The sequence below is a fragment of the Collinsella sp. TF12-2AT genome (genome assembly GCF_003436735.1).
Taxonomy (GTDB): domain Bacteria; phylum Actinomycetota; class Coriobacteriia; order Coriobacteriales; family Coriobacteriaceae; genus Collinsella.
Genome location: NZ_QSQK01000007.1, coordinates 34,984 through 56,707 on the forward strand (window position 1 = coordinate 34,984; position 21,724 = coordinate 56,707).

The 21,724-nt window shown below is 61.2% G+C and carries 23 protein-coding genes; 22 read left to right on the forward strand and 1 reads right to left on the reverse strand.

Annotation, left to right across the window (positions count from 1 at the left end; all coding sequences use genetic code 11):
* Window positions 1-32 precede the first annotated feature (32 nt).
* From DXD24_RS05940 to rsfS, 14 genes are all read left to right on the forward strand, one after another.
* Window positions 33-1,064, forward strand: coding sequence for a rod shape-determining protein (locus DXD24_RS05940; protein ID WP_006236061.1), 1,032 nt, complete (start codon window positions 33-35; stop codon window positions 1,062-1,064).
* Between the two features lie 78 nt (window positions 1,065-1,142).
* Complete coding sequence (mreC, locus tag DXD24_RS05945; protein ID WP_117564242.1) at window positions 1,143-2,084, forward strand: rod shape-determining protein MreC; 942 nt, start codon at window positions 1,143-1,145, stop codon at window positions 2,082-2,084.
* A gap of 11 nt (window positions 2,085-2,095) precedes the next feature.
* Window positions 2,096-2,662, forward strand: coding sequence for a hypothetical protein (locus DXD24_RS05950; protein ID WP_117646379.1), 567 nt, complete (start codon window positions 2,096-2,098; stop codon window positions 2,660-2,662).
* 13 nt (window positions 2,663-2,675) lie between these two features.
* A complete protein-coding gene (gene mrdA / locus DXD24_RS05955) occupies window positions 2,676-4,745 on the forward strand; it encodes a penicillin-binding protein 2 (protein WP_055249986.1) in 2,070 nt (689 codons plus the stop codon).
* A gap of 9 nt (window positions 4,746-4,754) precedes the next feature.
* Entirely contained in the window at window positions 4,755-5,981 is a 1,227-nt protein-coding gene (locus DXD24_RS05960) for an FtsW/RodA/SpoVE family cell cycle protein (protein ID WP_055249988.1), read from the forward strand.
* 18 nt (window positions 5,982-5,999) lie between these two features.
* Entirely contained in the window at window positions 6,000-6,929 is a 930-nt protein-coding gene (locus tag DXD24_RS05965; RefSeq protein WP_117564245.1) for a YcjF family protein, read from the forward strand.
* A gap of 10 nt (window positions 6,930-6,939) precedes the next feature.
* Entirely contained in the window at window positions 6,940-8,817 is a 1,878-nt protein-coding gene (locus DXD24_RS05970) for a TIGR03960 family B12-binding radical SAM protein (protein ID WP_117564246.1), read from the forward strand.
* Entirely contained in the window at window positions 8,814-9,626 is an 813-nt protein-coding gene (locus DXD24_RS05975) for a TIGR03936 family radical SAM-associated protein (protein ID WP_117646380.1), read from the forward strand. The genes DXD24_RS05970 and DXD24_RS05975 overlap by 4 nt, the downstream gene beginning before the upstream one ends.
* Before the next feature lie 67 nt (window positions 9,627-9,693).
* Window positions 9,694-10,068, forward strand: coding sequence for a 50S ribosomal protein L21 (gene rplU / locus DXD24_RS05980; RefSeq protein WP_035138585.1), 375 nt, complete (start codon window positions 9,694-9,696; stop codon window positions 10,066-10,068).
* A 33-nt stretch (window positions 10,069-10,101) separates the two neighbouring features.
* Window positions 10,102-10,359 carry a 50S ribosomal protein L27 gene (rpmA, locus tag DXD24_RS05985; protein WP_006236075.1) on the forward strand — a complete coding sequence of 86 codons (258 nt, stop codon included), beginning with the start codon at window positions 10,102-10,104 and terminating at the stop codon, window positions 10,357-10,359.
* Window positions 10,360-10,443: 84 nt separating this feature from the next.
* Window positions 10,444-11,910 (forward strand): GTPase ObgE, encoded by a 1,467-nt coding sequence (gene obgE / locus DXD24_RS05990; protein WP_199407987.1) that lies wholly within the window; start codon window positions 10,444-10,446, stop codon window positions 11,908-11,910.
* Between the two features lie 3 nt (window positions 11,911-11,913).
* Window positions 11,914-12,591 (forward strand): nicotinate-nucleotide adenylyltransferase, encoded by a 678-nt coding sequence (gene nadD, locus DXD24_RS05995; RefSeq protein WP_117637231.1) that lies wholly within the window; start codon window positions 11,914-11,916, stop codon window positions 12,589-12,591.
* A gap of 86 nt (window positions 12,592-12,677) precedes the next feature.
* On the forward strand, window positions 12,678-13,211 hold the full coding sequence (gene yqeK / locus DXD24_RS06000; RefSeq protein WP_192924102.1) for a bis(5'-nucleosyl)-tetraphosphatase (symmetrical) YqeK: 534 nt from the start codon (window positions 12,678-12,680) through the stop codon (window positions 13,209-13,211).
* Between the two features lie 28 nt (window positions 13,212-13,239).
* Entirely contained in the window at window positions 13,240-13,695 is a 456-nt protein-coding gene (rsfS, locus tag DXD24_RS06005) for a ribosome silencing factor (RefSeq protein WP_035138582.1), read from the forward strand.
* A 99-nt stretch (window positions 13,696-13,794) separates the two neighbouring features.
* Here rsfS and dinB read toward each other — a convergent pair whose 3' ends face one another.
* On the reverse strand, window positions 13,795-15,048 hold the full coding sequence (gene dinB / locus DXD24_RS06010) for a DNA polymerase IV (protein WP_199407988.1): 1,254 nt from the start codon (window positions 15,046-15,048) through the stop codon (window positions 13,795-13,797).
* Between the two features lie 200 nt (window positions 15,049-15,248).
* Here dinB and rpsP point away from each other — a divergent pair, with 200 nt between their 5' ends.
* From rpsP to DXD24_RS06050, 8 genes are read left to right on the forward strand one after another with little or no spacing between them, the layout of a single operon-like run.
* Entirely contained in the window at window positions 15,249-15,590 is a 342-nt protein-coding gene (gene rpsP, locus DXD24_RS06015; RefSeq protein ID WP_022094749.1) for a 30S ribosomal protein S16, read from the forward strand.
* A 42-nt stretch (window positions 15,591-15,632) separates the two neighbouring features.
* Window positions 15,633-15,878 (forward strand): KH domain-containing protein, encoded by a 246-nt coding sequence (locus DXD24_RS06020; protein ID WP_171021534.1) that lies wholly within the window; start codon window positions 15,633-15,635, stop codon window positions 15,876-15,878.
* A 4-nt stretch (window positions 15,879-15,882) separates the two neighbouring features.
* Window positions 15,883-16,404, forward strand: a complete 522-nt coding sequence (gene rimM / locus DXD24_RS06025) for a ribosome maturation factor RimM (protein WP_055309865.1) — start codon at window positions 15,883-15,885, stop codon at window positions 16,402-16,404.
* Between the two features lie 10 nt (window positions 16,405-16,414).
* The gene (trmD, locus tag DXD24_RS06030) at window positions 16,415-17,173 is read left to right on the forward strand and encodes a tRNA (guanosine(37)-N1)-methyltransferase TrmD (RefSeq protein ID WP_117646383.1); all 759 of its coding nucleotides are present in this window, start codon (window positions 16,415-16,417) and stop codon (window positions 17,171-17,173) included.
* A gap of 2 nt (window positions 17,174-17,175) precedes the next feature.
* Window positions 17,176-17,739: a signal peptidase I gene (lepB, locus tag DXD24_RS06035; RefSeq protein ID WP_117646384.1), complete on the forward strand. Its 564-nt coding sequence runs from the start codon at window positions 17,176-17,178 to the stop codon at window positions 17,737-17,739.
* Window positions 17,740-17,798: 59 nt separating this feature from the next.
* Window positions 17,799-18,710, forward strand: coding sequence for a glycine--tRNA ligase subunit alpha (locus tag DXD24_RS06040; protein ID WP_006236091.1), 912 nt, complete (start codon window positions 17,799-17,801; stop codon window positions 18,708-18,710).
* A 3-nt stretch (window positions 18,711-18,713) separates the two neighbouring features.
* Window positions 18,714-20,810 (forward strand): glycine--tRNA ligase subunit beta, encoded by a 2,097-nt coding sequence (gene glyS / locus DXD24_RS06045; RefSeq protein WP_117646385.1) that lies wholly within the window; start codon window positions 18,714-18,716, stop codon window positions 20,808-20,810.
* A 34-nt stretch (window positions 20,811-20,844) separates the two neighbouring features.
* The gene (locus DXD24_RS06050) at window positions 20,845-21,720 is read left to right on the forward strand and encodes a pyruvate, water dikinase regulatory protein (protein ID WP_117564257.1); all 876 of its coding nucleotides are present in this window, start codon (window positions 20,845-20,847) and stop codon (window positions 21,718-21,720) included.
* Window positions 21,721-21,724 lie beyond the last annotated feature (4 nt).

The window sequence follows — 21,724 nt, forward strand, 5'->3', positions numbered from 1 at the left end:
CCAACACATCAGGAGTTGCGTTGTTTTCTTTGATGGATATGTTCTTCGGTAGCTATGCGGGCGATCTTGCCATCGACCTCGGCACCGCCAATACGCTTGTCTCCGTGCGCGGCAAGGGCATCGTCATTCGCGAGCCCTCTGTTGTCGCCATCGACAAGAACGACGAGCGCATCTTGGCGGTCGGTATCGAGGCAAAGCGCATGCTCGGCCGTACGCCCGGCAACATCGTGGCCGTTCGTCCCTTGAAGGACGGCGTCATCGCCGACTTCGATGTTACCGAGGCCATGCTTCGCTACTTTATCGACAAGGCGTCCGAGAAGCGCTATCCGTGGACTCCGCGTCCGCGTGTTGTCGTCTGCGTTCCCTCCGGTGTCACGTCGGTCGAGAAGCGCGCTGTTTTTGAGGCCACGATCCAGGCCGGTGCCCGCCAGGCCTATCTGATCGAAGAGCCCATGGCGGCTGCCATCGGCGCCGACCTGCCCGTCGAGGAACCCACCGGCTCCATGGTCATCGACATCGGTGGCGGTACCACCGAGGTTGCCGTTATCGCTATGGGCGGCATCGTCGTCTCGCAGTCCATCCGTATTGCCGGCGACGAGTTCGATCAGGCCATTCTCACGCACGTTCGCGATGCCTACAACCTGGCCATCGGCGAGCGTACGGCAGAGGACATCAAGATCAAGGTCGGCTCCGCCGTGCCGCTCAAGGATGAGCTCGACGTCGAGGTCAACGGCCGCGACGTGATCACCGGTCTGCCCAAGACCGTGCGCATCGAGAGCGAGGAGATTCGTCGCGCGCTCAACAAGCCGCTCGACGAGATGGCCAAGGCCGTCAAGGACGCACTCGACGCTACGCCTCCCGATCTTGCCTCGGACCTTATGTACTACGGCATTTTGCTGACCGGTGGCGGCGCGCTGCTGCGCGGTCTCGACGTGCGCCTGCGCGATGAGACCGGCGTTTCGGTCAACGTCAGCCCCACGGCGCTCGATAACGTCGTTAACGGCTGTGCCCGCGTGCTCGAGGCCAATGCGTTTGATGGCGGCTTCGTCCAGACCAATGCTTAATTTCCAAAAGGTGGATTCCATTTGGCACGATCTTCGGGTTTCTCCACAAATCTGAATACCAAGCGACAATCAACGGGTATGCGCCCGTTGATTGTTTTCAGCCTGATTTCGGTGTTGCTGCTCACGTTTTACATCCGCGAGGGCGAGGCAGGACCGATTCATGCCGTGCGCTCGGGCGTGACGACGATTACCTCGCCGGTGCGCTTTGTGGGCTCGGCTGTGGCGGCTCCCTTCAATGCGATCGGTAACGTGTTCTCTAACCTTACGGCGTCGCAGGACACGCTTGACGAGCTTAAGAAGCAAAACGAGGAACTGACCTCTAAGGTTGCCGAGCTCTCCGAGGCTCAAAAGACCGCCGAGCGACTGGAGGGGCTGGTCGGCCTGCAGTCGACCTACAACCTCAAATCAACCGCAGCTCGTATCGTCGGCGCTTCGGGCGATGCCTGGACCTCGACCGTCACCATCGATAAGGGTTCTGCCGACGGTCTTACCATCAACATGCCTGTGACGAGTTCTGCCGGTGTCATAGGCCAGATTATCGAGGTCTCGGCCAAGACGTCCACCGTGCGCCTGATTGGCGACGAGAACTCGGGCGTGTCCGCTATGGTGCAGGACACGCGCGCCCAGGGCATGCTGCAGGGTCAGGCTGACGGCACGCTGCGTCTTGAGTACGTGAGCGTCGACTCCGACGTTAAGGTTGGCGACATCATCGTGACCTCGGGCATTGGCGGTGTGTTCCCCAAGGGTCTACCGCTCGGCACCGTCTCGTCGGTTGAGAAATCGGCAAACGACGTGTACTACACCATTGTGGTGCGCGCCCAGACGACGGCCGAGAACAACGAGGAAGTGCTGGTCATTACCTCGCTGACCGACGAACAGTCGGCCTCGGATGAGGACGTGAACACGGCCAACAGCACGCCGCAGGGAACGTCGCGCGATGCTGCGACCAAGACGAAGGACGAGAGCCCGGATGACAGTTCCGACACGTCCGAGACGACCGATTCCGGCTCGAGCGAATAGGGGGCATGTCCATGGATCTACATGAGCAGGGGATGAGCTCCCGCACGTTTGTAATCGCCGCCATCGTGTGCGTGCTGTTGCAGGCAGGCCTGGCACCGCAGATCTCCATTGCGGGCGGTCGCGTCAACTTTATGATTATCCTGGTGTGCCTAAGCGTGTTCTCGGGCGACCCGACCCGTGCCGTCGTGTGCGGTTTTTGCAGCGGCTTGTTCTATGACCTTTCCGCTGCCGTGCCGGTGGGCGTTATGTCGCTCCTGCTGACCGTGGGTTCTTTTGCCCTGGTGCATAGCGCTGCCGGTCAGACGGGCGGTACCCCGAGTGCGCGCGGCATCACTGTGGGCGCCTTCGCGTTCGTCATTAATGTGATCTACAGCATCATCTTGCTGTTTATGGGTTTGGAGACGAGCTTTGTCGTGGCGATCTTCGGCCATGCGCTGCCGTCTTCGATCCTGACGGGTCTGGTTGCCATTCCGTTTTTGATGTCCGGCGTCGTGCCGCAGTCCGGTTATGGATTCTCCGCACGTGGCGGACGCCAGACGGGCATGCGCTTTAAGCCCAAGACCCGTAAGCTCAAATAGGGGAGGCCTGTAGATGTCTTCCCAGATGACGGTTATTATCGCCGGTATCGTGCTGGTAGTGGCCATCGTGGTCGCGCTGGTCATCATGCGTCGCGGCGATTCTCGTTTTACCTACGATACGCAGCATGGAACGGCCCCGCGCGCCACCGAGGGCGAGGGCAATACCGCGGCGACCGCCTTTAAGGGCCGCTTCTCCATCCTCACCACGGGTGTGGGCGCGATGTTCGCGGCGCTTGCCGTCAAGCTGTGGGGCATGCAGATGGTCTCGTCGGACTATTACGAAAAGCAGGCTAATAGCAATCAGACGCGCACCGTTACCACACCCGCTGTGCGCGGCCGCATCCTCGACCGCAATGGCGTGGCGCTTGTCCAGAACCGTCCCTCACTTGCTGTCGTGGCCTACCGCGACCTTGCCGAGGATGAGGTTCTGGTTCGCCATCTTGCCAACGTGCTCGGTATGCCCTACGTGGCGGTGCTGCGCAATATTCAGGACAATTCCGAGGGCGCTCAGAGCCTGCATACCATCGCGACGGACGTCCGTCGCTCCACGGTTGCCTATATTCAGGAGCACGCCGGCGAGTTCCCGGGCGTCAAGATTGCCGAGCGTACCGAGCGCCAGTATCCATATGGCGAGACGGCCTGTCACATTTTGGGCTATACCGGCACCATTACCTCCGAGCAGCTTGAGGCCCAGAATAAGAAAACCTCTGGCGACGATGATGCTTCTGCTGGCCGGATTACGTACCAGTCGGGCGATATCGTGGGCCAGGCGGGTGTTGAGAGCTACTACGAAAACCTGCTGCAGGGTATTCGTGGCGAGCAGACCGTCAAGGTCGATGCCTCGGGCAATGTGACCGGTCAGGCCGGCGCCGTGCCCGCCAAGGCCGGCTCCGACATTAAGCTCACGCTCGACCTTAAGATCCAACAGGCCTGTGAGACGGCGCTGGCGAGCGCCATCGAGCTTGCCAAGACCACTGGCTACAGCAATGCCGGCAACGGCGCTGTGGTGTGTCTCGATCCCAACAATGGCGAGATCCTGGGCATGGCGAGCGAGCCCAAGTTCGATCCTTCCGTCTTTATCGGCGGCGTCTCAAATGACGTGTGGACCGAGCTCAATGATGACAAGGGTTCGCACCCGCTGCTCAACCGCGCCATTAGCGGACAGTACATGTCGGCCTCGACCATCAAGCCGCTTTCGGCACTGGCCGGTCTTGAGTTTGGAACCTACACTTCAACACAGACAACCAACTGCACGGGCTATTGGACGGGCTTGGGCAAGGCTTGGGGCAAGCGCTGCTGGTTGACGTCTGGCCACGGCACCATGACGCTGCAGTCGGGTATCGCCAACTCGTGCGACCCCGTCTTCTACGACATGGGCAAGGCGTTCTTTTATGACGAGCAACATTCCGAGGGCCTGCAGGAGGTCTTTCGTCGCTGGGGCCTAGGCAAGACCTGCGGTATCGATCTGCCGAGTGAGGGCGCGGGCCGTATTCCCGATGCCGAGTGGAAAGAGTCGTACTTTACCGACGCCTCTGCCGAGGACCGCAAGTGGAATGCCGGCGATATGACCAACATTGCCATCGGCCAAGGCGACATCCTGGTGACGCCCCTGCAGATGGCGTGCGCCTATATGGGTCTTGCCAACGGCGGCAAACAGTACGTGCCTCACGTGTTTTTGTCTGCCGTGTCGCGCGATGGCGACGGCGATGCCTATAAGTACAACGGCAAGGGCAAGAAGAAGCGCCTGGAGGCCAAGATCAACAGCGATTCGGATTTGACTCTTGTTCGCAACGGCATGCACGACGTGATTTACACGGCATCGACGTCCCTGGCGGCTCACTTTGGCACCCTGACGCCGCAGGTGTACGGCAAGTCGGGCACGGGCGAGAAAAGCGGCGAGGACGAATACGCGTGGTTCTGCGCCTATGCACCGGCCGATGATCCCAAGTATGTCATCGCTACTGTCCTGGAGCAGGGCGGCGGTGGTTCGGATACCGCGATGCATGTCGTGCGCGACGTGCTCGGCGTGATTTATGACGAGCCCGATACCTCTTCGGCCTCGGGCGATTCTTCGGTTCGATAGGAGGTTGCGATGGATTTTTCTCCGGCGGATCTGTTCCGTTCAACCAAGACCGGCTCTCGCAGCAGCCTGGACCGCGTCAACAAGCAACTTTCGGCCTCGCGCGGTACGTTTCGCCAAAAGGTGCATATCGGTGTGCTGCTGGCTACCGTCGCGCTCGTTGCCTATGGCGCCATCATTATTTGGTCGGCGTCACAGTTTAAGGCCGACGCCTCATTCTCGCGCCACCTGCTGGGCATTGGCATTGGCGCGGTGCTTGCGGTGCTCGTCTGGCGTACCGATCTGCGCGGTATTTCCAATTTTTCGACGGCGTTGCTCGTCATCGACCTGATCGTGATCTTCTCGCCCAAGATTCCGGGTCTGTCCTATACGGGCGGTCTGGGCATGACAGGCTGGATCAAGATTCCCGGTATCGGCTTGACATTCCAGCCGGTCGAGCTTGCCAAGCTCATCACCATCTTCTTTATCGCCACGCTTGGCTCGCAGTATAACGGCCGCATCGATACCGTTCGCGACTACGTCAAGCTCTGCGGCATGCTGTCCATCCCGTTTTTGGCCGTCGTTGCCATGGGCGACCTGGGCTCGGGCCTGGTCGTGCTGGTCTCGGGCGCCATCGTCATCTGCATGAGCGGTGCGCGCCGCGAATGGGTGCTGTCGACCCTGGCCCTGCTTGTGGGCCTGGTGGCCCTCGTCCTGGCGCTCGATTCGGTCTTTGATTCGTTGCTCGGCCACGATGTGCTCATCAAGCAGTATCAGATGAACCGCCTGACGGTCTTTATCGACCCCGATAATGCCGATTCGGACGATGCCTACAACCTGCAGCAGTCGCTTATCGCCGTTGGCTCGGGCGGCTTCTTTGGTAAGGGTTTGGGCCATGCGACGCAGTCGGCCGGCGGCTTTCTTCCTGAGTTCCACACCGACTTTGTCTTCGCCTTCCTATCCGAGACCTTTGGCTTTTGCGGTTCCTTTTTGCTCCTGTGCCTCTACGTGCTGCTGATCTTTTCGACGATTCGCGTCGCCTTTAAGTGTGAGTCGCTGTTCTTGCGCCTATCGTGTGTGGGCATCGTTGGCATGTGGGCGTTCCAGACCTTCGAAAACATCGGCATGTGCATTGGCATGATGCCGATTACCGGTATTCCGCTACCGTTTATTAGCTTCGGTTCGTCTTCGATGATGATTCAGCTGCTGACGGTGGGTATCGTACAATCCATATGGCGGCATCGTTCGGGCGCCGCGTAACCGCTGGAGGGGTTTGCTATGAAAATTCCCGTAGATAAGCTGACCCGCGCTTTTAAGATGGGCGCGTCCGTTAAGAAGGATTCCGATACGCCGGTGCGCGTCTCGGTCTATTTGGATTCGTCCGCCTCGCGCTTTCTGGCCGAGACGGTGCGTGACGCCTTTGTGCCGCAGACGACCTCGGGCATTGTGCGCGTCGAGCGTCTGGGGGAGGAGCGAATTGCTCCAAAGACCGATACCGATGTGGTGCTGGTGCTCTCGTGCGGCTCCGACCGCTTGGAGAGTGCCGTGCAGGAGCTCGTGATCGCCGGCGCCCCCGTGTGCGTGCTTGCCGAGTCTGCTGTGGAGGTGCCGTTTATCGAGGAATCCACGCCCATGCTCGGCGTGGTGGCGGCAACCGATAAGACGTATCTGCTCGAGACGCTTGCCCGCTGGATTCTCGATCGCACCGACAAGGAAACGGCTTTTGCGGCGAATTTTGCCTTTATGCGCATCGCGGCAGCTAATCGTATCATCACCTCGTGCGCGCTCACCAATATGGCGACCGGTGCACTGGTGTTTTTGCCGGGCGCCGATTATCCTGTTATGGCGCTGGCGCAGGTGGGCATGCTCTTTGAGCTCGCTGCCGTCTTTGGACGCGGCATTAAGCCTGAGCGCGGCTACGAGGTCGCGGGCGTGCTTGCCGGCGGTCTTGTGATCCGCGCGGTCACCCGCGCGCTCGTCAAGCAGACGCCGCATATTGGGTTTGCCGTCAAGGCGCTCACTGCTGCCGCGGGCACCTATGGCATGGGCCGTGCGCTCGTTTCGCTCTACGAACGCGATGTCGACTACAGCCGTGCCAACGAGGTGGTCACTGCCACGTTCTCCCGCGTTCGCGATCTGGTGACCACGGTCGCGGGCACTACCCGTCCTATGGCGTCCTATCAGGACGCATCAGATCTCGCTGCTTAGGGGTTTTCCGTTGCGCGTTCCGTACCAAGATTGTTTTCATTTAATTGAGCCGTTGCTCGCCAAGGTCGAAAAGCCGAGTCGCTATATCGATCACGAGTGGGGCACGCTTTCCAAGGCCGATGCCGACTACCGTTGCTGCCTGATCTACCCGGATGTGTACGAGGTTGGTCTGCCCAACCAGGGTATCGCCATCCTCTACAACATCCTTAACCAGGCCGAGGGCATCTCCTGCGAGCGTGGCTATGTGCCGTGGCCCGATATGGGTGACGCTATGCGCGAGGCAGGCATTCCGCTGCTCTCGCTCGAGGGTGCAGCGCCGGTCGCTTCGTTTGATATCGTCGGCCTGCATGTGCCGCACGAGATGGCGGTGACGAACTTCCTTGAGGCACTCGACCTCGCTGGCATTCCGCTGTTAGCGGCCGACCGTACCGAGGACGACCCCATTATCATCGCCGGCGGCCCCTCGGTGTACAACCCCGAGCCGTACGCGGCCTTCTTCGATGCCATCCTCATCGGCGAGGGCGAGGAGTCGCTGCTCGAGACCTGCCAGCTGCATCGTCGCCTGCGCGACGAAGGAGTCCCGCGCGCACAGATTGTTGAGCAGCTTGCATCCATTGCCGGCAACTACGTGCCGTCGCTCTATGAGGTTCGTCACGACGAGCCCTGTTCGCCGCATGGCTACACCGTGCCGCGTGAAGGCAAGAATGCGCCGACCGTGGTCTACAAGCGCGTCGTCGAGGATTTCGGCGCCACGAATCCGCTGTCGCAGTCGTGCGTACCCTATGCGCAGCTGGTCCACGACCGCCTGTCTATCGAGATCCTGCGCGGCTGCGCCCGCGGCTGTCGTTTTTGCCAGGCCGGCATGACGTATCGCCCAGTGCGCGAGCGCTCGGCCGACCAGATCGTCTCGTCGGTGATTCAGGGTCTGGAAAAGACCGGCTATGACGAGGTGTCGCTGACCTCGCTCTCCACGACTGACCACTCCTGCATTCGCGACGTGCTCGGCAGGCTCAACCGTCGCCTGGAGGATACGGGTATTCGCGTATCTATTCCGTCGCAGCGCCTGGATTCGTTTGGCGTGGATATGGCCGAGTCGGTCGCCGGCGAAAAGAAGGGCGGCCTGACGTTCGCGCCCGAGGCCGGCAGTCAGCGCATGCGTGACATCATTAACAAGAACGTGACCGAGGAGGACCTGGACCGTGCGGCCAAGGCGGCCTTCGAGGCCGGCTGGAACCGCATGAAGCTCTACTTTATGATGGGCCTTCCCGGTGAGCGCGACGAGGACATCGTAGCCATTGCCAATCTGGCCGATCACGTGCTGGAGCTCGGTCGTTCCGTGGTGCCCAAGGCTCGTCGCGGCTCGATTTCGGTATCCATCTCGGTTTCGGTCTTTATCCCCAAGGCTGCCACGCCGTTCCAGTGGTGCCCGCAGCTCGACTACGACGACGTCAAGCGTCGCCAGAAGCTGCTTATCACGAGCGTTCGCAACCGTGCCGTCCGCGTGCATTACCACGATGCCGAGACCTCGCTCATCGAGGCCGCGCTGTCCCGCGCCGGTCGTGACATGACGCCCGTCATCATCGATGCTTGGCGCTCGGGCTCTCGCTTTGACGCCTGGGTAGAGCATTTCTCGCTCGATAACTGGAAGGAAGCTGCTGCCAAAAACGGCATCGACCTCAATGAGCTCGTGCACCTGCCCTACGAGTTGGACTGGCGCCTGCCGTGGGAGCACGTGAGTCCCGGCTGCACGCGCGGCTTCCTCGAGCGCGAGTACCGTCGCTCGCTCGAGGGCGTCACGACTCCCGACTGCACCCGCACGTCGTGCACCGGCTGCGGGATCTGCCCCACGCTCCACGCCAAGAATGTATTGATGGGTGATCGCGCATGAGTGAGCGCCTGACCGACAACCCCTCGCTCTTTAGGCTTCGTGTTCGCTATGGCAAGCGCGACCGCCTTAAGTACCTGGGCCATCTCGAAGTAATCCATACCATTGAGCGCATCGTGCGCCGTGCGGGACTTCCCTATGCCGTCACGCAGGGCTTCTCTCCGCACATGCGCGTGGGCTTCTCTTCGGCGCTACCGGTTGGTACGTCGTCGACCTGCGAGTGGTATGACCTGTTTATGACCGAGTTCGTGGCGCTCGACGAGGCCTTTGGGCGCCTGGCTGCGGCGTCTCCGGCCGATCTGGCGCCCATCGAGGCGGCGTACATCGACGTGCGCACGCCGGCGTTGACGGCGCAGCTCACGCGTCTGTCGTATCGCATCGACCTGCACCTGGATCCCGAGGCGCCCGTGAGCGCCGATGAGGTACGCGCCGCGATCGACACGTTGCGTGCAGGCCATGGCATCGACTACGCACGCGGCAAAAAGAGCAAGCGACTTGATCTGGACCATACGCTCGTTGGCTATGAGCTCACGGCGGGGGAGTGTGAGGACCATCTGGTGCTCATGCTCGACACCCATGCCGACAACGAGGGCTCCATGCGTCCGGAGATTTTGCTTTCTGCTGCTGATGTTTTGTTGCAGGGCTTGACCCCGGGCGTCGATGCACCTATTGTTTCCACCGGTATGCAAGACCTCGTGACCATCTGCTCCTACGATGTCGAGCGTCAGAATCAAGCATGCGAGGACGACGAGGGCCGACTCGTCAGCCCCATACCTGTGCGAACTTGTGGATTTGCTCCACATACTCGTTGACGGGGGTATTATCGCCTGCTACTATATTCGGCTGTTGCACTAACTGATGCATGAAGGGCAAGTAAACATGTACGCAATCGTTAACACGGGCGGCAAGCAGTACAAGGTCGCCACCGACGATGTCATCACCGTCGAGAAGATCGAGGGCAATGAGGGCGACAAGGTCACCCTGCCGGTCATCTTCCTCAACGATGGTAAGAAGATCGTCACCGATCCCGACAAGCTGGCCAAGGCCAAGGTTACCGCTCAGATCGTTGAGCAGTTCAAGGGCGAGAAGCAGCTGGTCTTCAAGTTCCACAAGCGTAAGCGCTATCGTCGTCTGAAGGGTCACCGTCAGCAGCTCACCAAGCTGAAGATCGTGAAGGTCCAGGCTACGTCCCGCGCCAAGAAGGCTGTCAAGGCAGAGGCCGAGGCTGTTGCCGAGGCTCCCGTCGCCGAGTAGATTACACTCGTAACGAAAGAGTAGGTATACACAATGGCACACAAAAAAGGACTCGGTTCCTCCCGTAATGGCCGTGACTCCCGCGGTCAGCGCCTTGGCACGAAGCGCTATGCCGGCCAGACGGTAACCACGGGCACGATTCTCGTCCGTCAGCACGGCACTCACATCCACCCGGGTGAGAACGTTGGCCGTGGCAAGGACGACACGCTGTTCGCGCTGGTCGACGGTACCGTTGAGTTCCACAAGGGTATCAAGCACAGGGTCAGCGTACGCCCGCTCGCGAACGCGTAATTCACCCTTCATAGAGCACATATGTGGGAGGCACTTGAGTTTTAGGATTCAAGGGTCTCCCTCTTTTTGTAGGAGGCGATTCTGTTGTCACAGTTCACCGATATCAGCCGCATTAACGTGTGCGGCGGCGACGGCGGAGCCGGATGCATGTCGTTTAGGCGCGAGGCATTTGTCCCCAAGGGCGGCCCCGATGGCGGCGACGGCGGTCGTGGCGGCAATGTCGTCATCCAGGCCGATGCTCAGCTGTCTTCGCTGATCGATTACCGCTTTAAGCATCACTTCCGCGCCGAGCGCGGCACGCACGGGCAGGGTGCCCGTCGTAACGGTAAGAGCGGCGAGGACCTTATTCTCAAGGTTCCCATGGGTACCGTGGTGCGCGAGCTCGACCCCGAGACGCAGACCCCGATGTTCGAGATTGCCGACTTGGTGCATGATGGCGAGCGCGTCGTTGTGGCGCCCGGCGGTGCCGGCGGTCTGGGCAATACGCACTTTGTGACGTCGGTGCGCCGCGCGCCCGCATTCGCCCAGCTGGGCGAGCCGGCCGAGGAGCACTGGATTGAGCTCGAGATGAAGCTTATGGCCGATGCCGCACTCGTGGGCTTTCCCTCGGTGGGCAAGTCCTCGCTTATCGCGCGCATGAGTGCCGCCCGTCCCAAGATCGCCGACTATCCGTTTACAACGCTCGTGCCGAACCTCGGCATGGTGCGTGCCGGTGAGTATTCTTACGTCGTTGCCGACGTTCCTGGTTTGATCGAGGGCGCGAGCGAGGGCCGTGGCCTGGGCCACCAGTTCCTGCGCCACATCGAGCGTACGGCCCTGATCATGCATGTCGTCGACATGACGGGCGGTTTTGAGGATCGCGATCCGGTCGAGGACTATCGCATTATTAACCGTGAGCTCGAGCAGTATGGAGCAGAGCTTTCGGAACGTCCGCAGATCGTCGTCGCCAACAAGTGCGATGCGCCGGGCACGGCCGACAAGATTGCCGACCTCAAGCGTGCGGCACTCGACGACGGCCATATGTTCTTTGCCGTGTCCGCCGTGACGGGTGCCGGTCTCAATACGCTGATGCTTGCCGTAGGCGAGCAGGTGGCTAAGCTTCGCGCTGAGCTGGCGGTCTCTGATGAGCCGGTCGATCTGCGCGACGAGGAGTGGGAGCGCCGCCGTCTGCAGCGCGAGAAGCGGTTCCGCATTGTCCAGGAAGAGCCCGGTGCCTTCCGCGTGGTCGGTCGTGCCATCGAGCGCATGGTCATCCAGACCGACTGGGAAAACGAGGAAGCCGTCATCTACCTGCAGCATAAGTTTGCGCGTATGGGTGTTGACGACGCGCTCGAGAAGGCCGGTTGCCGTGCGGGCGACGAGGTCCGCATTTGCCAGCGCGCCTTTGACTTTGAGGGCGCTGAGGACTTCTCGGAGTACGAGGAGCTCGAGGACGTTGGCGAGGACGTTGCCGTTGAGGCCATTGACGTGGCCGATGCTGCGGATGAGGGCGTCGAGGTTGTCGATGCGGCGGATGCCGCGGACGATGCCGAGACCTCGGAGGGCGAGTAAGCCATGTCGCTGCGCGGTGGAATCGGTTTGCCCGAGCTGCCCATAAAAGAGGGCAAGGAGTTTCGGCTTGGCATTATGGGCGGCACATTCGACCCGATTCATTACGGGCACCTGGTGACTGCCGAGCAGGCGCGCGAGTCGCTCGACTTGGACGCTGTGCTCTTTATGCCGGCGGGCTCTCCCGCCTTTAAGCTTGACAAGCCGGTTACGCCTGCCGAGGACCGTTATGCCATGACGGTCCTCGCCACCGCCGCGAACCCGGCCTTTTTGGCGAGCCGGTTCGAGATTGACCGTCCGGGTGTAACCTATACGGCCGATACGCTTCATGCCCTTCGCGATTTTTACCCGCCGCAGGTAAAGCTCTACTTTATTACGGGCGCCGATGCGATTATCGATATTGTGACCTGGCATGATGCCGAACGAATCGCTGAGCTTGCTACCTTTATTGCGGCGACGCGACCGGGCTTTGATATCGATACGGCGCGTGCCCGAATCAAAGAGTCGGGGCTGCCGTTCGATGTGCGCTATATTCAGATTCCGGCGCTGGCGATCAGCTCGACGAACATTCGTAAGCGAGTTGCCCGCGGCATGAGCGTGCGCTATCTTACGAGCGAGTCCGTGCTCGGCTACATTCGCAAGCGCAGGCTATATGCCGATTTGGGCCAAGAAGATTTTGAGTGATGGGGGCTACGTTGTCGGTAGAGGATCAGTTTGAGGGCGATGAGCGCGCGCTGCTCAAGCGCATTCAAGAGCTGCTCGATGTTCGCATGAAAGATAAGCGCAAGCGCTATGTGCATTCGCTGGGTGTTGCCGAGACCGCACTTCATCTGGCCGAGGTCTACGGCGTTGACCGCTTTGATGCGGCTGCCGCCGGCTTAATTCACGACTGGGACAAGGTTCTTTCCGATGACGAGCTCGTGGCCCGCGCGCTTCACTATGGCATCAAGGTTGCCGGCTCTCCTTCCGCCGCGACGCCGCTTTTGCATGGCCCTGTTGCCGCCTATGAGCTTCCGCAGCTTTTTCCCGAGCTGTCACCGGCCGTTTTCCAGGCTGTCGACCGTCACACCGTGGGTGCCTGCGACATGACGCCGCTCGATATGGTGGTCTTTGTGGCAGATGCCATCGAGCCCAACCGTCACGGCGACTATGCCCATGCGCTGCGCAAGATGGTGGGGGAGTCGACGCTTGACGAGTTGTTCTTCTCCTGTTTTGCGCAGGGTCTGGTCTATGTGATCCAGTCCGGGCGCTATCTTTATCCCACGGCTATTACGATTTACAACCATTACGCCCAGCTGCGCTAGCTCGGGTGTGTCTAGAAAGAGGTATTCCATGGCCGACGAGACCATGACTGACGAGCAGATTCTTGAAGGTGTGGAGCACAAGAGTTTCGTTGCCACGTCCGACCGCACCGCCGCCTCGCTGTCCGCGAGCGGTGTCGCCGCCGAGGATGTCGCCCGCGCCGCCGCGCAGGCCGCCTACGACAAGAAGGGCGAGGACGTGCAGGTGCTCGACCTGACCGAGCTTTCCGACGTGTGCGATTACTTTGTGCTTGCCACCGGTACCAACAACCGCCAGGTCGATTCGATCGTCGACGAGATCGAGGAGAAGGTCGCCGAGGCTTGCGGCGAGCATCCGTTCTCCATCGAGGGCCGCGAGCAGAAGACCTGGATGCTCATGGACTACGGCTCGGTTGTCGTCCACGTCTTCACTCCCGAAGCCCGCGACTTCTACCGCCTAGAAAAGCTCTGGGGTGACGCCCCCCAGCTCCCCCTCAATCTCCTCTAGTAGCTCATTTGATACGGGGCTTTTTAGCTAGCTTCGCGCATTTCGCCGGGCAGTTGCGGTTTTCCGCACCTGCCCGGCTTTCTTTTTGCCTAAAGGCGGTTAATCGTTGAAGCGGGATTGGCGGCCGAAAGATAGGGCGGTGTCGCCGAACTTGTCTCGGACGGCGTCGATAGCGACCGAGAGGTCGCGACGGTCGCTTGATTGGGCTCCGCGGTCGTCGACTTCGCAGAACAGGTCGGTCTGGATGCCGCCTTGGTGGTCGAAGTCGCTCATGCCGATGCCCGCTAAGCGAACATGCATGCCTTCCTGCCAGATGTTGTCGAGCAGTTCGAGTGCAACCGCCACGAAGATGTTCTCATCGTCGGTCGGATGAGGCAGCCGGCGCTGTGCCGTACGCCCGCTGCCATACGAATACTTAAGCTTGAGCGTTACCGTGCCGCCCGTCAGTCCCTGACGGCGCAGGCGGCGTCCAACCGACTCACCCAGCAGCGCAATCGCCGCTTCGATGTCCCCGCGCTCAGTCAAATCTTTCGCAAAGGTGCGTTCATTGCTGACCGACTTGACCTCGCGCTCTTCATCGAGACTCGTGACTTCGGAGATTTCAAGTCCCAGCGCACGCTGACGCATACGTTCGCCGTTGACGCCAAAAATAGAGGCCAAGGTGGATTCCGGCGCGCGTGACAGCTCGCCGAGCGTGTAGATGCGCATACGGCGCAGTCGCTCCTCGGCCGAGCGCCCGATGCCGCTCATGGCAGATACCGGCAGCGCGGCCAAAAAGCGCTGCTCGGTTCCGGGGCGCACGATGGTCAGCCCAAACGGCTTATCCCGCTCGCTTGCGATCTTTGCGACCGTCTTGTTGCAGCCCACGCCAATGGAGCACGTCACTCCCAGCGCTGCCACACGGTCGCTTATACGCCGTGCAACCAGCAGTGGGTCCTCGGGCGCAAAGCGACCCGGTGTGATATCGATAAAGGCTTCGTCGATGGATACGCGCTCAACGCGCGGCGTCTCCTCGGCAAGAATCGCCATGACCTGCGCGCTCACCTCGCGGTAGCGATCAAAGTGCCCGTGCGTCCAAATGGCTTGCGGGCACAAGCGCCGCGCCTCGGCCGAGGGCATAGCGGAGTGCACGCCAAAGCGGCGCGCCTCATACGAACACGTGGACACGACGCCACGCGAATCGGCGTCTCCGCCCACGATGAGTGGCTTTCCGCGCCATTCGGGATGATCGAGCATCTCCACGCTCGCAAAAAACGCATCGAGGTCCATGAGGCCCACCGCCGGACCCGTCCAGGGAGGCGGCGTGACGCTCATGGCATCCTCATAACCGTATGTATGTTCGCGTCTTTCCATGTCATGAGTATACCGCGCAGCTCATGTGGGGTGCGTGTATGTGCTTGCAAATCCCGAATTCTTGTCTAAGATATGGATTGCCCTCGACTACACCGAAGAAGTTGGTCTCACGGACTTCACCTGCCCGCGTCGATGGCGTATTATATTCAACTGTTTGTTTGTAGTTGCAGCCTAAAGCTGCTTGGTTGGAGGAGTTTCCTTTGGCAGTCAAGATTCGCCTTGCTCGTCACGGCGCTAAGAAGCGTCCGTACTACCGTGTCGTCGTCGCCGATTCCCGCGCCCCGCGTGACGGTCGTATCATCGAGGAGGTTGGCCGCTACAACCCGATGACCGCCCCCAAGACCATCAACCTCGACCTCGAGAAGATCGCCGACTGGCAGTCCAAGGGCGCTCAGCTCACCGACGCCGTCGCCGCTCTGGTCAAGGCCGCCAACGAGGGCGAGAAGACCGAGACCGTCGTCAAGAAGTCCAAGAAGCAGCTCGCCAAAGAGGCCGAGGCCGCTAAGGCTGCCGCTGAGGCCGCTGAGGGCGCCGAGGAGTAAATCGTGCCTGAGGTTGACGCTGCACAGCTCGAGGGTGAGGCAATGCTCTCAGATCGCATCGCCGATCTCGTCGAATATCTCGTTGTTCAGATCGTCGACGACCCGGATTCCGTGAGCCTTGAGGTCATCGATGGTGACGACGCCTCTACGATCGAGGTTTCTGTCGCCGAGGATGACGTCGCTAAGGTCATCGGCCGTCGTGGCCGTACCATCAAGGCCATTCGCACGCTCGCCCGTGCACTGGCCGCTCGCCTCGACACTGCTGTCGAGGTAGAGGTTCTGGGCTAGGACCTTGAGGTCCCAGTACAAAAACATCGCCCGTGTGGTCAAGCCGCACGGAAGGAAGGGGGAGGTCCTCGCGCAGCCGCTGCGGGGGCTTCCTTCTGTATTAGAGCCGGGTATGCGCGTCGCCCTGACGCCGCCGGCGCTCAAGCGCGACCGCTTTTGCACGGTCGTGTCCGTCACCGATACGGGCGATGGCGATCTGGTCTCGTTTGAGGGCATTGACGACTTGACGGCCGCCGAGGGCATCACGGGATGCTATGTGTTGGCAAATCGTGACGATTTTGAGCTCGATTCACTCGACGCCGCCTATACCGACCTGATGGGTCGCGAGGTGGTCGACGAGCGCTTCGGTTCACTCGGCACGATCGTCGAGATCATGTCGACGCCCGCTAACGATGTTTGGGTTGTCGAGGGTGATCGGTACGGCGAGGTGCTGATTCCCGTGATCGAGCAGGTTGTGCTTGATCTTCCCGACACAGGAACAATTTCCGTCCACGTTATGGACGGCCTGATCGATATGGACAAGTAGGGAGGAAAACATGCTGATCGAGACCCTTTCGGTCTTTCCCGAGATGTTTGAGCCCGTCATGTCCACATCGATCTTGGGCCGCGCCCGCAAGGCCGGCCTTTTTGATTTTAAGGCCTATAACCTGCGTGACTGGACGCACGACCGTCATCGTACCGTTGATGACGAGCCGTACGGCGGCGGGCAGGGCATGCTCATGAAGGTCGAGCCCATCGCCGAGGCCATCGAGGCTATTGGCTCCGAGGGTCCCAAGCCCACCGTGGTGTTCTTTACGCCCTGCGGCGAGCCCTTTACGCAGCATGTGGCCGAGCGCCTGCTCAAAAGCGAGCGCCTGTTGTTTGTGTGCAGTCGCTATGAGGGCGTCGATGAGCGCGCGTATGCGTATGCCGACGAGCGCCTGTCGATCGGCGACTACGTGCTTACGGGCGGCGAGCTGCCCGCCATGGTCGTTGCCGACGCCGTCGTACGTCTGATTCCCGGCGCCCTTGGTGACGAGATGAGCAACGTCGATGAGTCGTTCTCGACTGCCGAGGACGGTGGCCTGCTCGAGTACGCGCAGTACACCCGTCCCGCCGAGTTCAACGGTGAGGGCGTGCCGCCGGTGCTCGTGAGCGGCGACCATGCCAAGGTTGACGCCTGGCGCCGCAAGAATGCCATCGAGCGCACCTGCCGTTGGCGTCCCGACCTGATTGAGACGGCGCGGCTTACGCCCGAGGAGCGCGCATACGCGCAGGAGATTCTGGACGCGTCGTATTCGCTAAGCGAGGAGTGAGAATGGTTCCATCGCAGCATTCCGTGCTAAAGGGTGCGTTTGAGTGGATCGTGGTCGTCGCGATCGCACTGGTCGCTACCTTCTTGATTCGCTCGTTTGTGGTCGAACCCTTTGTGGTGCCTACCGGTTCCATGGAGTCCACGATCGAGATCGGCGACCAGATCCTGGCGCAAAAAGTGAGCCTCGAGCTCGGCCAGCCCGTCAACCAAGGCGATATCGTGGTGTTCCACAACCCCGATGGTACCTCCGAGCACGATGTTCTCGTCAAGCGTGTTATTGCCACGGCCGGCCAGACGGTCGACCTTCAGGACGGCAAGGTGGTCGTTGACGGCCAGGCGCTCGACGAGGACTACACGACCGGCATGAGCTGGCCGCTTTCGGTCCAAGCTCCCGGCGCTCAGGTAAGCTATCCCTACACCGTTCCCGACGGGTGCGTGTGGGTGATGGGCGACAACCGCGAAAACTCTGCCGACTCGCGCTACTTTGGTCCCGTTGATCGCTCTGATTTGATCGCCGTGGCGCTTGTGCGCTACTGGCCGCTCAACCGCATCGGCGCTATCGACTAAAAACCGCTATAGTACAGTACCTAACCGTGTAATCGTTTCGACGAGGGGATATTAGAGGCATGAACGCTTCATCGCTTTCCTTCCAAGACATCATCCTGCGCCTCCAGCAGTACTGGGGCGAGCAGGGCTGCGTCATTATGCAGCCCTATGACTCCGAGGTCGGTGCCGGTACCTTCCACACCGCGACCACGCTGCGCTCGCTCGGTCCCGCCGAGTGGCGCACCTGCTATGCGCAGCCTTGCCGCCGTCCTGCCGACGGCCGCTACGGCGAGAATCCCAACCGCATGCAGCACTACTATCAGTTCCAGGTGCTCATCAAGCCGTCTCCGGTCAACGCCCAGGAGCTTTACCTGGGTTCTCTGGCAGCCATTGGTCTGGACCCCAACGACCATGACGTTCGTTTTGTCGAGGACGACTGGGAGAGCCCGACGCTCGGCGCCTGGGGTCTTGGCTGGGAGGTCTGGCTCAACGGCATGGAGGTCACGCAGTTTACGTACTTCCAGCAGGTGGGCGGCATCGAGGTCGACCCTGTGCCTGTCGAGATCACCTATGGTCTGGAGCGTATCGCCATGTACGCCCAGGGCGTCAACTCCGTCTACGACCTGGTGTGGAGCTATCTGCCCGATGGCACGCCCATGACCTATGGCGACGTGTTCCTGGAGAACGAGCGCGAGTTTAGCGCCTACAACTTTGAGGTCGCTAACGTCGAGATGATGCGTCAGAAGTTTGACGACTACGAGGCCGAGTGCCACTCCTGCCTTGAGCGCAAGCTGCCGCTGCCCGCATACGACTGCGTTATGAAGTGCAGCCATGCCTTCAACCTGCTCGATGCCCGCGGCGCGCTGTCCGCGGTCGAGCGTGCCAACTACATCCTGCGCGTCCGCGCCGTCGCCAAGGCGTGCTGCGAGGCCTATATGGCCGAGGTCGCCGGAGTCAACGAGAATGCCGACCAGGAAGGCGAGGTGGCGTAAGCCATGGCAGACGCTAAGGATTTCCTGTTTGAGATCGGTACGGAGGAAATGCCCTCCGCACCGCTGAACAATGCCGTCAAGCAGCTTGGCACCATGATCGCCAAGGGTCTCGACGAGGCCGGTCTGGCCCACGGCGAGGTCCGCGTGATCTCGAGCCCGCGTCGTCTGGCTGCACTCGTTGCCGACGTCGCCACCGCGACCGATGAGGTCCATGAGGTCAAGCGCGGCCCCGCGTCAAACATTGCCTTTGATGCCGACGGCAACGCCACCAAGGCCGCCCAGGGCTTTGCCCGCAAGTGCGGTGTGGCTGCCGAGGACCTGGTTCGTCGCGAGGACACCGACGGTCGCGAGTATGTGTTCGCCGAGAAGAACATTCCTTCCGCGCCGGCTACCCCGATCCTGACGGCCCTGTGCGAGAAGACCATCGCCGGCCTGCAGTGGCCCAACTACCGCAGCCAGCGCTGGGGCCACGAGCACGCTACGTTTGTGCGTCCGGTCCGTTGGATCTGCTGCCTTCTGGGTGAAGACGTCGTGCCCGTGTCGTTTGCCGACGTGACGAGCGGCAACACCACGCGTGGTCATCGCGTTCTGGGCCCTGGTGACCATGTTGTCGCCAGCCCCGCCGTCTACGAGCAGGTGCTCGAGGACGCCGGCGTGCTCTCTGCCGAGCGTCGTCGTGAGGTCATCCTTGCCGGTATCGCCGAGGTCGAGGCCGCTCGCCCCGGCTGCCATGTCGACACGCCCAAGAAGGTCTTTGAGGAGGTCATCAACCTCTGCGAGTGGCCGACGGTGCTCGTCGGTACCTTTGACGAGGAGTTCCTCAAGGTCCCGCACGAGATTATCTGCGAGTCCATGCTCACCAACCAGCGCTACTTCCCGATCTATGACGGCGAGGGCAAGCTGACGCGTGAGTTCGTGGTCGTCTCCAACAGCAAGCCCGAGAACGCCGAGCGAGTGATCGACGGTAACGAGCGCGTCGTGCGCGCCCGTCTGGACGACGCTAAGTTCTTCTACGAGGAGGACCTGAAGATCTCCCTCGACGAGTTCCGTGAGCGTCTGTCCAAGGTTGCCTTCCAGGAGAAGCTCGGTAGCGTGCTCGCCAAGTCCGAGCGCATCGAGCAGCTCGCGCTCGCTATCGCCCGCGAGGCTCACCTGGGCGCCCATCTTGCCGCCGACGCTGCTCGCGCCGCACACCTGTGCAAGGCAGACCTGGTGTCCAACGCCGTCGTCGAGTTCACGAGCCAGCAGGGCGTGATGGGCGGTTATTACGCGACCGCGATGGGGGAGAACGACGAGGTCGCCCATGCTATTCGCGATCATTATCGTCCCCGCTTTGCCGGCGACGAGCTGCCCGAGGGCACCGCTGGCTGCATCGTGGCCTGCGCCGACAAGCTCGATACCATCGCCGGTATCTTTGCCATCGGCGAGCCCCCGACTGGCTCCTCCGATCCCTACGCGCTGCGTCGTGCCGCTATCGGTATCATCAACATCCTGCGCGACCGTCTGCCGATCGATCCCACGTCGCTCATCGACTTTGCGCTCGAGCTCTATAGCGAGCAGGGCATTGAGTTCGACGCCGCCGAGGTCGCGCAGCAGGTTCGTGACTTCTTCCATGGCCGCCTGGTGAGCATGGCCCGCGACGAAAAGATCCCGGCCGATACCGTTGCCGCCGTCTCCGCGGTGCACATTATCGCCCCGTCCGTCTTCTTCGCCCGCTGCGCCGCCCTCGACGAGGCCCGCAAAAACGACGCTGAGACGTTCGACAACCTGGCTACCGCCTATGCCCGTGCCGCGCATATCTCGAAGCCCGAGCTGGGTGCGGAGTACGACCGCGCCCTGATGGGCGAGGCCGAACTCGCGCTCGCCGACGCCTCCGAGGCTGCTCAGACCGCTGTCGATGCCGCCCTTGCTGCCGAGGACTACCCGGCCGCATTTGCTGCCCTCGCCGCCCTGCGTGCCCCCATCGACCGCTTCTTCGACGAGGTCATGGTCATGGACAAGGACGAGCAGCTTCGCGATAATCGCCTTAAGCTGCTCAACCGCTTCGAGGCCGTTTTCTCCGGCATCGCCAACATCGGTGAGCTTGCCCGCAAAAAGTAAGCCAGCCTGCGCATAAGCGCAAAAGGAGCCCCGCATGGATTGCCCGGTCACCGCTCGTCCCATCGTTATCGTTATCTCCGATTCGCTCGGCGATACCGCTTGTGAGGTGGTGCTTGCGGCGTCCGGGCAATTTGATGAAGGGGCTTTTCGTCTCTTGCGCCTGCCCAAGGTGACCTCGGTGGAGCAGGTCAAGTCATTTGTGGGGCCGCGCGTCGATGCCGACCATCGCGATGTCGCCGTGTTCCATACCATTGTCGATCCGGCGCTTCGCGCCCGCGTGCTCGATTACCTGGGTATGCTGCATATCCGTTCGGTCGACCTGATCGGCCCGACGCTTGCCGTGCTGTCGTCGCTCATCGGTGTGCTGCCCAAGTGCGTTGCGGGCGTGATTCACAAGACCGATGACCGCTATTTCCATCGTATCGAGGCCATGGAGTATTTCGTTGAGCACGATGACGGTCGTGGTTGCGACGATCTGTCGGGTGCCGATATCGTGCTGCTGGGTGTGTCGCGTACATCCAAGACGCCGCTGTCGATGTATTTAGCCTATCAGGGCTACAAGGTCGCCAATGTCCCACTGGCGCATGGCATGGAGCCGCCCAAGTCGATTTACGAAGTTGACCCGATGCGCCTGTTCGGCTTGATTTCGACCGTCGATGTGATTTCCGAGATTCGCGATAGCCGCTTGGGCGACGACTACGCCCGCGCCGTCGCAGGCTCCTATGCCGAGCCCGAGAGCGTGCGTAGTGAGCTTGCGGAAGCCCGCGCGCTCATGAAACGCCTGGGCTGCTTTGTAGTGCGTACCGACGGCAAAGCCATCGAGGAAAGCGCTGCCGAGATCATTGCTCATCTCGAAGAGATTCAAGAGGCAAGAGCCCGCCGTGCCGCCCGCCGCGCTCAACAGCAGTAGTCCT